The organism is Kocuria palustris (assembly GCF_007666205.1).
In the GTDB taxonomy this organism is placed as follows: Bacteria; Actinomycetota; Actinomycetes; order Actinomycetales; family Micrococcaceae; genus Kocuria; species Kocuria palustris_A.
This window is the reverse complement of the sequence record NZ_VDOR01000003.1, coordinates 152,922-166,784: the sequence shown is the minus strand read 5'-3', so window position 1 is coordinate 166,784 and position 13,863 is coordinate 152,922. Positions and strand designations below refer to the sequence as shown.

Here is a 13,863-nt window from a genome sequence, read left to right as displayed (position 1 = left end):
CGGCCGCCCCCCCCCGGGCGAGGCCGGCCCGCCCCCCCGCCCGGGGGGGGGGGCGGGGGCGCCGTCGTCGTGAGGAGGCGCGGGGCGAGGCCTCAGATCCACATGGCGGGATCGATGTAGGCCGCCGGGTCCACGAGCGGCTCCTGCTTGTCGGGGGTGCGGGCGCGGGCCTTGCCGGGGATGCCGGTGACGACGGAGTCGTCGGGCACGTCCTTGACCACGACCGAGTTGGCGCCCACGGCCGAGCCCCTGCCGATCTCGATGTCGCCCAGGACCTTGGCCCCGGCGCCCACGGTGACGCCGTCGCGGATCGTGGGGTGGCGCTTGACCTTGGCCAGGGAGGTGCCGCCCAGGGTGACCCCCTGGTAGAGCATGACGTCGTCGCCGATCTCCGCGGTCTCCCCGATCACGATGCCCATGCCGTGGTCGATGAAGAAGCGCCGCCCGATGGTGGCGCCCGGGTGGATCTCCACCCCGGTCAGGAAGCGCCCGACCTGGGAGACCGTGCGCGCCGCGCCCTTGGTCCGCTCCCGCTCCCACAGCCGGTGCGAGAGCCGATGCAGCCAGATGGCATGCAGCCCCGAGTAGTTCACGACGATCTCCGCGTCGGAGCGGGCGGCGGGGTCGAAGGTGCGCGCGGTGTCGATGTCCTCGCGCAGTCTGCTGAAGAAGCTCACGGATCTCCTCGTCGAAGCGTCACCGGGCGGGCAGAGCCCGGCGGGGCGGTGGGGCCGTCGGCGTCCGCCCGCGTCCGGGGGACGGAGGACGGCTGCAGAGGCGATGGCGGACGACGGGCCCGCCGCTCATCGACCCTATCGGTGCAGGGATCGGGAGCATGCGGGCCCGTCGTCGGGGCGCAGGCGCCCGGCCGGCCGGGCCGCAGGCGCTCGCGCTCGGCGGCGATCAGCCGCGGATGTCCTCGTACAGGACGGTGGAGATGTAGCGCTCGCCGAAGTCGGCCACGATCGTGACGATCAGCTTGTCGCGGTTCTCCTCCTTCTTGGCCTCCTCGAGGGCGGCGAACACGTTGGCGCCGGAGGAGATGCCGCCCAGGATGCCCTCCTTGGTGCCCAGCTCGCGGGCCACGCGCACCGCGTCGTCGACCTCCACGTCGTAGACGTCGTCGTAGATCTCCCGGTCCAGGACATCGGGCACGAAGTTCGCGCCCAGGCCCTGGATCTTGTGCGGGCCGGCCTTGCCCTCGGTGAGGATGGGGGAGTCGGCGGGCTCGACGGCCACCAGGCGGATGTCGGACTTCTGCGACCGCAGGTAGGCGCCGGCGCCCGTGATGGTGCCGCCCGTGCCGATGCCGGCCACCAGGATGTCGACCTCGCCGTCGGTGTCCTCCCAGATCTCCGGACCGGTGGTGTCGCGGTGGACCTTCGGGTTGGCCTCGTTCTCGAACTGGCGGGCCAGGATCGCGTTGTCGGAGCCCTCGACGAGCTCGCGGGCCTTGTCGACCGCCCCGCGCATGCCGTCGGCGCCCGGGGTCAGGACGATCTCGGCGCCGAACGCGCGCAGCATGGCGCGGCGCTCGGTCGACATGGTCTCGGGCATCGTCAGGATGACCCGGTAGCCGCGGGCGGCGCCCACCATCGCCAGGGCGATGCCGGTGTTGCCGGAGGTGCCCTCCACGATCGTGCCGCCCGGACGCAGATCGCCGGAGGCCTCGGCGGCATCGATGATCGACTTGCCGATGCGGTCCTTGACCGAGTGCGCGGGGGAGTAGAACTCGAGCTTCACGGCGACATTGCCGGGAAGGTCCTTGTCGAGCTGGTTGAGGCGCACCAGCGGGGTGCCGCCGATCAGCTCCGTGACGTTGTCATAGATCTTGCCCATGATGATTCCTTCCGAGGTGGTCGTGGGCCCGGGCTGCTGCGCCGGGGGCGGCGCGGCGGGTCGGCCGGGGAGGTCGGACTCTCTTCGAGCGTAGCGGCCGGGATCCGTGCCGCCGCGCGTCAGGCCGAGGTCAGAAACTCTGCGTAACCTTGCCGGACCTTGGCGAGCTTGGGGTTGATGACGAACTGGCAGTAGCCGTTGTAGGGCTGGCGGGCGTAGAAGTCCTGATGCACCGGCTCGGCCTCCCACACGGTCCCCAGCGGCTCGAGGGTCGTGACGATCGGGCGGTCGAAGTTCTCGGACATGCGCTCGATCGCGTCCTGGAAGAGCTGCTTCTCCTCGTCGTCCGCGTAGAACATCGACGAGCGGTACTGCGGGCCCACATCCGCGCCCTGGCGGTTCAGGCTCGTGGGGTCGTGCGAGGTGAAGAACAGGTCCAGGATGACGTCCGGGGAGACGACGTCCGGATCGAACGTCACGGCGACGGCCTCGGCGTGGCCCGACTGCCCGGAGCAGACCTGCTCGTAGGTCGGGCTGCTGACGTGGCCGCCGGTGTAGACCGACACGACGTCGCTCACGCCGCGCGTCTTGCGGTAGATGGCATCGAGGCACCAGAAGCAGCCGGCGCCCAGCACGTAGGTCTTGAGGCTCATATGCGCTGGAACCGCTCGAGCGCGCCGGGTATTCCGAACGGCCCTCGCCTGGCCGCGCCGCCTGTGCCCGCCGCGCCGTCGTGGTCTGCTCCTAGACTCGGGGCCATGAGCTCGATCCCCGCCCTGGCCGATGTCGTCGACGCCGCGGATCGGCTGTGGCCCTTCCGCACCCAGCAGCCCTGGGACGCCTCCGGTCTGGTCGCCGGGCGCCCGGAGGCCCCGGTGCGCCGGATCCTGATGGCGGTCGACGCCGTCACGCCCACGGTGGAGGAGGCCGCCGAGGTCGAGGCCGACCTGCTGCTGACGCACCATCCGCTGCTGATGCGCGGCGTCACCTCGGTGGCGGCCGACTCCTACAAGGGGCGGGTGATCCACGAGCTGATCGAGCGGCGGATCGGCCTGCTGGCCTGCCACACGAATGCGGATGCCGCGCGCGACGGCGTCTCCGACGTCCTGCTCCGCGCCTGCGGCGTCACCGAGATGACCCCGCTCGAGCCCCTGCCGGAGGACCCCGGCGCCGGGATCGGACGCGTGGGCGATCTGGACGAGGCGGTCACCCTGGCGGATCTCGCCGAGCGGCTGGCCGGGCTGGTCCCGCCCACGGCCCAGGGAGTGCGCGTGGCCGGCGACGCCCGGCGCCCGGTGCGCCGGATCGCGGTCTGCGGAGGCTCCGGCGACTCGCTGTTCGACGCCGTGCGCCGCTGCGGCGCAGATGCTTACGTGACCGCCGACCTGCGCCATCACCCGGCCTCGGAGGCCCGGGAGACGGCGATGACCGGCGGCGGGACGCCGGCGCTGATCGATCTCTCCCATGCGGCCAGCGAGTGGCTGTGGGTGCCGGTCGGGGCACGCAGCCTGGCCGCCGAGCTGTCCTCGCGCGGCTTCGAGGTCGACGTCCGCGTCTCGGCCCGCCGCAGCGACCCCTGGGACTTCCGCGTGGCCAGCCCCCATGACCCGCCGCAGGAGCGCTGGGCGCCCGACGCCGCGCAGTGACCGGCCTGCGCGCGGGACGGGCCGACGGCCCGGCCGAGCGGAGCACGGCAGACCGACCAGAGCAGAGCCGATCGACAGGAGCCGCACCATGACGACCGCCGCACCCGAGCAGTTCGAGGCGCTGCTGGCGCTGCAGACCCGCGATTCCCGCGCCGCCGCCCTGCGGGAGCAGCTGCGCGTCCTGCAGCAGGAGCCGCAGCTCGTGGAGTCCCTGAAGCGCCGACGGGCGGCCGTGGCCAAGGCGAAGGAGCTCGACAGCCGCCGCGGGGAGCTCGAGAAGGCGCGCGATGCCGCGCACCGCAGGGTCGACGACCTGCTGGCCAGGCTGCAGACTGAGCGCGCGCGACGCGATGCCGGGGGTTCGGCCAAGCAGGTCTCGGCGCAGACGCGGCAGATCGAGTCCCTCACCGCCCAGGTGGAGAAGGCCCGGGCCTCGGCGGACACGGCGGATCGCGAGCTCGCCGCCTTCCAGGAGGAGCGGGGGCGGCTGATGCCGCGGCTCAAGGCCGCGGATGCGGATGCCCGCGCCCGGGCGGATGAGGCCCAGGAGGCCGGGCGCCGCATGCGCACGGAGCTGACCGAGCTGGACGCGCGGCGCGACGAGCTGGCGGCCGGCGTCGGCAATGCAGAGCTCGTGGCCCGGTACGAGCGCATCCGCGGCGGCGGCACCGGCCGGGAGAAGATCGCCGCGGCACGTCGGCAGGCCGCAGCCTGCGGGGCCTGCGGCAGCCCGCTGAGCCCCGCGGAGGTCTCGGCGGTGGAGGCCGATCCGCAGTCGGTGGCCGCGTGCGCCGACTGCGGGGCGATCCTCGTCCCCTGAGCCGCGAGGGGGGGGGGAGACCGAGCTCGGCCGAGGTCGAGGGACAGGACGACCTGTAAGCCGGGTTCTGTGCACGCGCCCGGTCGCCCGGTGCGCGGCGGTGATCATCCATCTGGGCCCGTCGTCGCCGACGGGCTCGAGCGGTCTACCCGGATGCAGGACGAGCAGCCCTGTCGCATCCTGTCTGACCTTGCTCCGAACGGGGTTTACCGAGCCGCACCGGTCACCCGGTGCGCTGGTGGTCTCTTACACCACCCTTTCACCCTCACCGCGCGGCCGAGGCCGCGGGCGGTCTGCTCTCTGTGGCACTGTCCTGCGGGTCTCCCCGAGTGGCTGTTGGCCACCGTTCTGCTCTGCGGAGCCCGGACTTTCCTCGAGGCGCGCGAAGCGCCCCGCGATCACCCGGTCGTCCTGTCCGGCGCACGAGTGTACCTGCCGCCGGCCGATACCATGCTCGGATGCTCATCCTCCTGCCGCCGTCCGAGACCAAGACCGCACCGGCCTCCGGCGCCGCGGTGGATCCCGAGCAGCTGTCGTTCCCGTCGCTGGACGACGACCGGCGGAGGGTCCTCACGGCTCTCGAGAGGGTCAGCGGGCAGCGCAATGCCCTGGAGGCGCTGGGCGTCGGGGCCTCGCTGAGCGAGGAGGTGCGGCGCAATCTCTCGCTGCGCACGGCTCCGGCGGCCCCGGCGCTCGAGGTCTACACGGGGGTGCTGTACGACGCCCTGGGGCCGCAGACGCTCACCGAGGCCCAGCGCGCCGCCGCGGCGGAGTCCGTCGTGGTGATCTCCGCGCTGTGGGGCGCTGTGCGTCCGACGGATCGGATCCCGGCCTACCGGCTGTCCATGGGAACCGCCCTGCGGGGCCTCGGCCGGCGCGAGGCCATGCGGCTGTCGTCGTTCTGGAAGCCCCGGCTGAGGGCCGCGCTGGGCCCCGAGGCGGAGGGCCGGCTGGTCGTGGACTGCCGCTCTGCGGCCTATGCGGCCGCCTTCGAGGCCCCCGCGCGGTCGACGGTCGCCGTCCGGGCCGTCAGGGAGCAGGACGGGACACGCAGGGTCGTTTCCCACTTCGCCAAGCACACCCGCGGCGAGCTCGCCAGACATCTGCTGGAGCTCGCGGGCCAGGGCGCGGAGATCTCCACGGCGCACGAGCTGGCCGAGGCGGCCTCGGCCCGGTGGCAGGTCGAGCTCGAGGAGCCGGCCGACTCCCGGCCCGGGCGGCTCACGGTGGTGCTGCCCGGTCCGTGAGTCCGAGCCCGGCGGGGGGGCTCAGTGCCCGAACGGGTCCTCGTCGACCCCGGGCATCCAGGTGCTCCCCGCCTCACGCCAGCCCTCGGCCTTCATCGCCTTCCTGGCCTTGCGGCCCCACCGGTCGTCGAGGCGATCGAGGTAGAGCTTGCCGTCCAGGTGGTCGTACTCGTGCTGCATCACGCGGGCGAACCAGCCGGTGGCCTCCCAGCCGATGGGCTGCCCGGTCACGTCGAAGCCGGCGATGCGCACCCAGTCCGCTCGCTTGAGGGGAAAGCTGTAGCCGGGCACGGAGAGGCACCCCTCGGACTCCTCGTCCGGATCCGGCCTCTGCTCGGAGATCCTCCCGGCCGTCAGCACCGGGTTGATGATCTCCCCGCGGTCGGGGGCGTCGTCGTCGTTGGCGAAGACGAACGTGAAGATGCGCAGGCCCACTCCGATCTGCGGCGCCGCCAGGCCCACGCCGTGGGCGGCGTCCATCGTCTCGTGCATGTCGGCGACCAGCTCGCGCAGGGCGTCGTCGAACTCCGCGACCTTGGCGGCCGGGCGATGCAGGACGGGGTCCCCGGTGATGACGACGGGACGGACGGTCATGCGAGCACTCCTGAGGACCGGGGGAGGGATGCGGGGGCGCCGGGCAGACGGCGCGAGGGCGGCCACGATCCTACCGGGAACGGGCTCGATCGCCGCGTGCGCCCGAGCCCGCGGCCCGGGCGCCGAGCCGCTCGATCAGCCTGCTGTCGGCTCCCAGGCTCTTGTGCCAGATTGGAGGCATGACGAGCACTGCGCCCCCGATCCTCGATGACATCGCCCAGGCCGTCGGAACCACGCCGCTGGTGCGGATGTCCCGGCTGTTCGGCGCCTCCGGAGCGGAGGTGGTGGCCAAGGTCGAATCCCTGAATCCGGGCGGCAGCGCCAAGGACCGGCCCGCGCTCGGGATGCTGCGCGATGCCCTCGACTCGGGTCGGCTGGCCCCCGGGGGCACGGTCGTGGAGTCGAGCTCGGGGAACCTCGGCATGGCCCTGGCCCGGGCCTGCGCGGCCCACGACGTGCAGTTCGTGTGCGTCGTGGACACCCGCGCCAACCGCTCGACGATCGCGGCCATCCGAGCCCTGGGCGGTCGGATCGAGCTCGTGGAGCACCCCGACCCGGCCACGGGGGATCTGCTGACCGCGCGGCTGGCCCGCGTCCAGGAGCTGCTGGAGGAGATCCCCGGCGCGGTCAATCTGCACCAGTACGGCAATCCGGCCAACCCCGGGGCCCACCGCGACGGCACCATGCGCGAGATCGCCGAGGCCATGGAGCACCGGATCGACGACGTCGTCACCGCCTGCAGCACGACCGGCACGATCGGGGGGTGCTCGGCCTACGTGCGGGAGCACCGGATGGATACCCGGGTCATCGCGGTGGATGCCGAGGGCAGCGTCCTGTTCGGCGGGACCGCCGGGACCCGGCGCCTGCCCGGGATGGGCGCCGGGTTCGTGACCGAGCTGTCGCGCGACGTGGAGCCGGATCAGGTCATCCGCGTCAGCGAGCTCGACTGCGTCGCGGGGGCCCGCCTGCTGGCCCGGCGGGAGGGCATCCTGGCCGGGGCCTCGACCGGCGGCGTGGTGCATGCCGTCGCCTCGCTGCTGCCCGATCGCCCGGAGGGGACGCGGATCGCGATGCTGGTCCACGACGGCGGCATGCCGTACCTGGACACGATCTACGACGACGACTGGGTCCGGGAGTCCCTCGGCGCATCACCGGCCCGGGTCGAGGAGGCCGTCCAGGCCCTCCAGGAGCGTGCGGGAGGTGCCTGACGCGCAGCCCGGATCCATGGACCCCGCCTCGTCCCGCAGGGAGCCGGGCCTGCCGGCGCTGCGGATCGCCGTGATCGGCGCCGGGCCGAAGGCGCTGAGCGCGCTGGATTCGCTGGGACGCCGGCTCCGGGCGAGCACGCCGGACGACGGCCGGCCGGCCCGGCGGGTCCTGATCGACGTCATCGATCCGTCGGACCGGCCGGGCACGGGGGCCGCGTATGACCCCCGGCAGCCGTCGCACCTGCGGCTGAACGTCACGGCCTCGATCGTCGACGTCCACGAGCCCGGGGCGCAGGACCGGGTGACCCCGTCCTTCCGGCAGTGGGCCGCCCAGCATGGGGAGCCGGCCGCGGGGGAGGACTACCCGCCGCGCGCGGTGATCGGCGCCTATCTGGAGCAGGCCTGGGACGACGTCGTCGCGGCCATGCCGGAGCGCGTCCGCCTGCGGACGATCCGCGGGAGGGCCGCCGGGCTGCGGCGGGCGGCCCTCGAGCCGCGGGCCTGGGAGGCCCGGATCGAGACCCCGTCCGCGGAGCGCGGCGCGGCGCCGCGATGGCGGGGGCCGTACGACGAGGTGCTGCTGGCCACGGGCCACGCGGCCGATCACCCGGCGGCGCTGCGGCACTCGTGGCGGGGCGGCATCCCGCTCGTCCCGGGGGTCTACCCGACGACCGAGCGGCTCGGCACGGATGCCGTGGCCCCCGGCGCCCGGGTGGCGGTGCGCGGCGCCGCGCTGACCTTCATCGACGCCGCCCTGGCCCTGACCGAGGGCCGGGGAGGAGCGTTCGAGGACGGGCCCGACGGGCGCCTGTCCTACCGCCCCGGCGGGCAGGAGCCCGCGGCCATCCTGCCGACCGCACGCAGCGGGGTCCTGCTCGATGCCAAGCCCGATCCGGGGTCGGCGCCGGCGCAGGCGCTGCAGGAAGGGGCCCTGGCCGAGGTCGTCGCCGCCGGGCGGGCAGAGGTCCTGGCCGCCGAGAGCATCCCGGCGGTCCTCGAGGCCGTCGAGCGCACGGCCCAGCAGATCCTGCGGTGCTCGGAGGATCCGGACGGCGCTCGGGCGGCGACGGCGGATGAGCTGCTCGCCGCTGCGATGCCCGCGCGGATCGTCCGATCGGTGCGCACGACCCTGCACGGCGGGGCCGAGCCGGGGCCGAAGGCGGGCCGAGCGGCGCGTGCGCTGCGGCGCGGCATCGCCGCCGCCGAGGGCAGCGCGCCCGGCGGCCCCGCGTGGGCCCTGGGCCGGGCGTGGTCCCTGCTCTACTCGTCGATCGTGCAGCGGATCAGCTTCGCGCGGATCCCGCAGGAGCAATGGATCCGGTTCCGCACTGCAGCCGCCGCCTTCGAGCGCTGGGCCTTCGGCCCGCCGCTGCTCAACGCCCGCAAGCTCGAGGCGCTCGTCGAGGCCGGGATCGTGGACCTGGCCTGGCTGGACGAGGGCGTGCAGATCGACTCGGAGGGCTGCGCGTGCGCGCCGGACGGCACCCGGCGGCCCGCACCGGACGTGGTCGTCGACGCCGTGCTGGCGCCGCCGGGCATCCCGGCCGAGGACCCGCTGCTGCGCGGGCTGGTCGAGCGCGGCGTGCTGAGCGTTCCGCCGGGGCGCCGGGGCTGCCGCATCACGCGCAGCGCCGCGGCGCTGGATGCGGCCGGACGCCCCGTCGCCGGGCTCTCGGTCCTCGGACGGCCCACCGAGGACGTCGTCCTGGGCCATGACACCCTGAACCGCCGACTGCACAGCCAGCCGCAGCTGTGGGCGCAGCGCCTGATCGAGACACCGCAGAGGAGACCCATGACCGCCACCCCTCCGATCGAGGCGACCCTGCGCTCCGGTGCGCACGGGCGGCCCGCGCTGCCGGCGCGGCTGGAGCCCTGGATGCAGGAGCTGGCCTCCGATCCGCAGGCATGCGCCGACCTGCTGGCGGAGCACGGCAGCCCGGTCAACGTGCTGGATCCCCGGCCGCTGGAGGCCAATGCCGGGGAGCTGCTCGAGGCCGCCGGGCAGCGCGACGTCGATCTGCGGGTGTTCGTGGCGCGCAAGGCGAACAAGATGCTCGCGGTCGTGGACCGCGCCCAGGAGCTCGGGCACGGGATCGACGTGGGCAGCGAGCGCGAGCTGCGACAGGTCCTGGACCGGGGCGTGCCGCCCCGGGACATCGTGCTGACCGCAGCGATCAAGCCCGAGCCCGTGCTGCGCCTGGCCGTCGAGTCCGGCGTGACGGTGGTCGTCGACAACCGGGACGAGCTGAGCCTGCTGTGCGACGTGCTCGCCCGGCGGCCCGAGCCGGCCGGGCCCGTCGGGATCGCCCTGCGCCTGGCGCCGGACCCGGTCCGCGGAATCGCCCCCACTCGCTTCGGGGAGTCCGCGCGGACGTGGCGCCGCGAGCTGGGCGACGCCCAGGAGCTCGAGCGCTCCGCCGGGCTGCGGGTCATCGGCCTGCACTTCCACCTGCACGGCTACGACCCGACTCATCGCAGCGAGGGCCTGCGCCAGGCCGTCGCGCTCGCGGACGCGCTGCGCGAGCGGGGGCACGCGCCCGCGTGGATCGACATGGGCGGGGGAGTGCCGATGTCCTATCTGGAGGACCCCGAGCTCTGGGATGCCTTCTGGCAGGCCCACGAGGAGGCGGTGCTCGGTCGCCGCGAGCCGCTGACCTGGCGCGGGGACGGCTTGGGACTGCGGCGCGAAGACGGGCCCGAGGGCCCGCGGCTGGCCGGGACGCGCGATCTCTACCCGTATCACCAGCAGCTGACCCGCGGCTCGTGGCTCGGTCGGGTCCTGGACGCGGCTCTGGAGCCCGGGACCGACGGCGGCCAGGCCGACGACGAGCGCACCGGGACCTCCGTGGCCGAGGCCCTGCGCGCTCGCGGGCTGCAGCTGCGCTGCGAGCCGGGCCGGGCGATGCTCGACGGCTGCGGCCTGACCCTGGCACGAGTCGTGTTCCGCAAGCACACCAGCGACGGGGTGCCGATCGTCGGCCTCGAGATGAACCGGACGCAGTGCCGGTCGACGTCGGCCGACTTCCTGGTGGACCCGGTGCTCGTCCCGGGCCCGCAGCGCGGCGATGCCCGCGCAGCGGACCCCGATGACCCGTGGGACGGGCCGATCGAGGCGTTCCTGGTGGGCGCCTACTGCGTCGAGGCGGAGCTGATCCTCAAGCGGCGCATCGCCTTCCCGCGCGGGGTGGCCGTGGGGGATGTCATCGCGCTGCCGAACACGGGCGGCTACCTGATGCACATCCTGGAGTCCGCCTCGCACCAGATCCCGCTGGCGGCCAATGTCGTGCGCACGGCCGACGGCTTCGTGCGCGACGACATCGACCGCCTCTGATCGCCGATCCTCCGCGGGCGGGGCTCCCGGTCGCGGAGGGTGATCCAGCTGGCAGACCGCCGGCGGGGATGCGGCTAGGATCGGTGCTCGGAATCCATCGAGGCCCGCGGGACGACCCGCGCTTCCAGGGCACGGAGCAGGGACGGCCCCGCACAGGAGGCCTCGTCCCGTGACCGCACTCTCCCCGACCCTGCGCGACGTGCTGACCCCGTCCGTGCTGCTGCGGCTGCTGCTCGGCTGGGGCGCGTACATCGCGCTGCTGCTCGCCCAGCCCCTGCTCGAGGGCAGCCTCCCGACCGCGGCCCTGCTGACGGTCCTCGCGGCCATCGTCGTCGTCATCGTGATCTGCGCGTCCGGAGTGGTCGCCCAGGCCGAGCATCTGGCCCGCCGGCTGGGCGATCCCTACGGGACCCTGGTGCTGACCCTGTCGATCGTGCTGATCGAGGTCATCCTCATCTCCGCCGTCATGCTCGGCCCGGGGGACCACGCGACCATCGCCCGCGACTCGGTCATGGCCGTCGCCATGATCATCCTCAATCTCGTGATCGGCGTCTGTCTGATCGTCGGCGGGATGCGCCACGGCGGCCTGCGGCCCAACCGCGCGGGCGTCTCCGCGTACCTGACCCTGCTGATCGTCCTGCTCGCCACGGCCTTCGCCATGCCGGCCCTGATCGGCGAGGACGGCGCCTACCGGACCGGTCAGGCCGTGCTGGTCGCGCTGATGACCGTGCTGCTCTACGCGTACTTCCTCCAGCGGCAGATGGGGCCCCAGCGCGGGGACTTCCAGGACGTCGACGCGGCCGCGGGGACGACGGAGGAGCCGGAGGAGTCCTCGACCGGCTCGCTCGCCGAGGTCCTGCGCACCCATCGCAGCGAGATCCTCGTGCGCGCCCTGTTGCTCGTGGCCATCGTCGTGCCCATCGTGCTGCTGTCGCACGACATGGCCGCGCTGCTGGACGACGCCCTGAACCGCGCCGACGCGCCGGCTGCGCTGTCCGGGCTCGTGATCGCGCTGATCGTGTTCCTGCCGGAGACGATCACGGCCGTGCGGGCCGCGCTGGGCGGGGAGCTGCAGCGGGTGTCGAACCTGTGCCACGGCGCCCTGGTCTCGACCGTCGGCCTCACGATCCCGGCGGTGCTGGCGATCGGGATGCTGACCGGGCAGACCGTGGTGCTCGCCCAGACCCCGTCGAACCTCGCCCTGGTGGGGATCTCCCTGCTGCTGACCGTCGCCACGTTCTTCGGGGGCCGGGTCACGGCGCTGCACGGGGCCGGGCACGTCATGGTCTTCGCCCTCTACCTCATGACCGTGTTCGCCTGACGACCGCATGGATCCCGGCCGCCGGGGCCCATCACCGCGCCGATATGGTGAAGCGATGAGTGCATGCGCGGCCTTCGTCATCCCGACGTTCGACGACGACCCCGTCCACCTGCAGGAATCGGTGGCCGCCGCCGCGGCACAGGAGGGTGTCGAGGTCGAGATCGTCGTCGTGAACGACGGGTCCACGCGCGCCGACACGCTGGCGGCTCTGGCGGCCCTGCCGGAGGGCGTCGCTCGCCTGGACCAGCCGAACAGCGGGCCGTCCGCTGCGAGGAACGCGGGCATCGCGGCCACGACAGCCCCCTGGGTGATCCCGCTGGACGCGGACGACCGCCTGAGCCCGGACTACGCCGCCCGCGGCATCGCGGCTCTGGCGGCAGCGCCGGAATGCCGGTTCGCCTACGGGTTCGTGGACCGCTTCGGCGTCGTGAGCGAGCGGAAGACGCCCCCGCCGTCGGTGGACCTGGCGGCTCTGGCAGGCGGCAACCGCGTCGGCGTGACAGCGGTCTTCCGGCGCGAGGACTGGGAAGCCGTCGGCGGCTACGACGAGCTGCTGCGTCGCGGCTTCGAGGACTACGAGTTCTGGCTGCGCCTGCTGGCCCAGCTCGGAGGCCACGGGGCGCGCATCGATGCGGTGCACGAGTATCGGCAGAAGCCGGCATCCCGCCGTCTGGCCGACCTGGGCGAGGGGCTGGCGAGGACCCGTGCGCGGGTCCTGGCCAATAACCCCGATCACCACCACGTGCTCCTGGCCGCGGCCTGGGAGAGGCTGGATGCCGCCGCGGAGGAGACGCAGGCGGCATGGGGCGATCGTCTGCAGCTGCGCCGCTGGCTTCGCCCTGTGAAGCGGCTGATCCGCCGGCGTTCCCGGAGGGCGTGCGCCGCCATGGCGGGGCGGACGAGAAAAGGCCCCCGGGATCCTCAGGATCCCGGGGGCCTCGGCGGGGTGAGCGACGGGGGTTGAACCCGCGACCTCCTGGACCACAACCAGGCGCTCTGCCGACTGAGCTACGCCCACCATGCTGCTCGGATGCGACCGGGCCGTCTCCGGTGAGGAGACGTTGTCAGCCGCTGAGCAACGCGGACCACTGTAACCCATCCCGGGCGTCCGTGGGCGCGCGATGTGGATCGCGTCACGCCCGCGCGGCTCCCGAGGGAGCCCGGATCAGGGCTGCCGCTGGGCGGCGTCGTCCTGCGAGCCCTGCTCGGTCACCCGACGGGCCGCGATCACGCGGGAGGCCACCTCGCGGGCCTGATCCGAGGAAGGTCCGGGAGCGTCGACGAACACGGCATCGCGGTAGTAGCGCAGCTCGTCGATGGAGTCCTTGATGTCGCCGAGAGCGCGGTGGTTGCCGGTCTTCTCGGGGGACTGGAAGTACGCCCTGGGGAACCAGCGCCGGGACAGCTCCTTGATGGTGGAGACGTCGATGATCCGGTAGTGGAGGTGCTCGACCACCTCCGGCATGTCCCGGACCAGGAAGGTGCGGTCCGTGCCCACCGAGTTGCCCGCCAGCGGGGCGCGGCCCGGCTCCGGGACCCACGCCCTGATGTAGTCCAGGACCTGCTGCTGGGCCTGGGCCATGGTGGTCCCCGAGGGCAGCTCCTCGAGCAGGCCGGACTTCACGTGCATGTTCCGCACGAAGTCGCCCATCTGCTCGAGCGCCGCGTCATCGGGGCGGATGACGACGTCGACGCCGTCGCCCAGGACATTGAGCTGATCATCGGTGACCAGGACCGCGACCTCGATCAGGGCGTCGTCCGCCAGGGACAGCCCCGTCATCTCGCAGTCGATCCACACCATTCGTTCGTTTGAGAGAGCCACGCAGGCCACTGTAGTGCGGCCCTCGGACATCCCCG

12 protein-coding genes, 1 tRNA gene and 1 other RNA gene are annotated in these 13,863 nt (G+C 73.5%); 7 read left to right on the top strand and 7 right to left on the bottom strand.

Annotation, left to right across the window (positions count from 1 at the left end):
• Window positions 1-92: 92 nt before the first annotated feature.
• The 3 genes from epsC to msrA all read right to left on the bottom strand — a co-directional run bounded on the left by epsC (window position 93) and on the right by msrA (window position 2,492).
• Window positions 93-677: a serine O-acetyltransferase EpsC gene (gene epsC, locus FSY66_RS04975; protein ID WP_144791835.1), complete on the bottom strand. Its 585-nt coding sequence runs from the start codon at window positions 675-677 to the stop codon at window positions 93-95.
• Between the two features lie 226 nt (window positions 678-903).
• The gene (gene cysK / locus FSY66_RS04970; RefSeq protein ID WP_144791833.1) at window positions 904-1,839 is read right to left on the bottom strand and encodes a cysteine synthase A; all 936 of its coding nucleotides are present in this window, start codon (window positions 1,837-1,839) and stop codon (window positions 904-906) included.
• A gap of 119 nt (window positions 1,840-1,958) precedes the next feature.
• Window positions 1,959-2,492: a peptide-methionine (S)-S-oxide reductase MsrA gene (gene msrA, locus FSY66_RS04965; protein WP_144791831.1), complete on the bottom strand. Its 534-nt coding sequence runs from the start codon at window positions 2,490-2,492 to the stop codon at window positions 1,959-1,961.
• 105 nt (window positions 2,493-2,597) lie between these two features.
• Between msrA and FSY66_RS04960 the strand changes: the two genes are divergently transcribed.
• Together FSY66_RS04960 and FSY66_RS12530 are read left to right on the top strand one after the other, a co-directional pair.
• Window positions 2,598-3,485, top strand: coding sequence for a Nif3-like dinuclear metal center hexameric protein (locus FSY66_RS04960; protein ID WP_144791829.1), 888 nt, complete (start codon window positions 2,598-2,600; stop codon window positions 3,483-3,485).
• An 88-nt stretch (window positions 3,486-3,573) separates the two neighbouring features.
• Window positions 3,574-4,305, top strand: a complete 732-nt coding sequence (locus tag FSY66_RS12530; protein WP_186304426.1) for a zinc ribbon domain-containing protein — start codon at window positions 3,574-3,576, stop codon at window positions 4,303-4,305.
• A 40-nt stretch (window positions 4,306-4,345) separates the two neighbouring features.
• Here FSY66_RS12530 and rnpB read toward each other — a convergent pair.
• An RNA gene (rnpB, locus tag FSY66_RS04945) (RNase P RNA component class A) lies at window positions 4,346-4,719 on the bottom strand.
• Between the two features lie 44 nt (window positions 4,720-4,763).
• On the opposite strand from rnpB, the gene FSY66_RS04940 reads away from it, so the two are divergent.
• Window positions 4,764-5,552, top strand: coding sequence for a YaaA family protein (locus FSY66_RS04940; protein ID WP_144791823.1), 789 nt, complete (start codon window positions 4,764-4,766; stop codon window positions 5,550-5,552).
• Window positions 5,553-5,573: 21 nt separating this feature from the next.
• Here the strand turns inward: FSY66_RS04940 and def are convergent, their stop codons facing one another.
• The gene (gene def, locus FSY66_RS04935; RefSeq protein WP_144791821.1) at window positions 5,574-6,146 is read right to left on the bottom strand and encodes a peptide deformylase; all 573 of its coding nucleotides are present in this window, start codon (window positions 6,144-6,146) and stop codon (window positions 5,574-5,576) included.
• 179 nt (window positions 6,147-6,325) lie between these two features.
• On the opposite strand from def, the gene sbnA reads away from it, so the two are divergent.
• The 4 genes from sbnA (at window position 6,326) to FSY66_RS04905 (ending at window position 12,970) form a co-directional block, all read left to right on the top strand.
• Complete coding sequence (gene sbnA / locus FSY66_RS04930; protein WP_186304425.1) at window positions 6,326-7,354, top strand: 2,3-diaminopropionate biosynthesis protein SbnA; 1,029 nt, start codon at window positions 6,326-6,328, stop codon at window positions 7,352-7,354.
• Window positions 7,347-10,685: an FAD/NAD(P)-binding protein gene (locus FSY66_RS12525; RefSeq protein ID WP_186304423.1), complete on the top strand. Its 3,339-nt coding sequence runs from the start codon at window positions 7,347-7,349 to the stop codon at window positions 10,683-10,685. Before sbnA ends, FSY66_RS12525 begins: the two co-directional genes overlap by 8 nt.
• Window positions 10,686-10,854: 169 nt before the next feature.
• A complete protein-coding gene (locus tag FSY66_RS04910) occupies window positions 10,855-12,006 on the top strand; it encodes a calcium:cation antiporter (protein ID WP_260853463.1) in 1,152 nt (383 codons plus the stop codon).
• A gap of 55 nt (window positions 12,007-12,061) precedes the next feature.
• A complete protein-coding gene (locus FSY66_RS04905; protein ID WP_186304421.1) occupies window positions 12,062-12,970 on the top strand; it encodes a glycosyltransferase family A protein in 909 nt (302 codons plus the stop codon).
• On the opposite strand, the gene FSY66_RS04900 is transcribed toward FSY66_RS04905, so the two are convergent.
• A tRNA-His gene (locus FSY66_RS04900) sits at window positions 12,952-13,024 on the bottom strand. The two genes, FSY66_RS04905 and FSY66_RS04900, sit on opposite strands and share 19 nt — an antisense overlap.
• Window positions 13,025-13,171: 147 nt before the next feature.
• Window positions 13,172-13,807: an oligoribonuclease gene (gene orn, locus FSY66_RS04895; protein ID WP_144792171.1), complete on the bottom strand. Its 636-nt coding sequence runs from the start codon at window positions 13,805-13,807 to the stop codon at window positions 13,172-13,174.
• Window positions 13,808-13,863 lie beyond the last annotated feature (56 nt).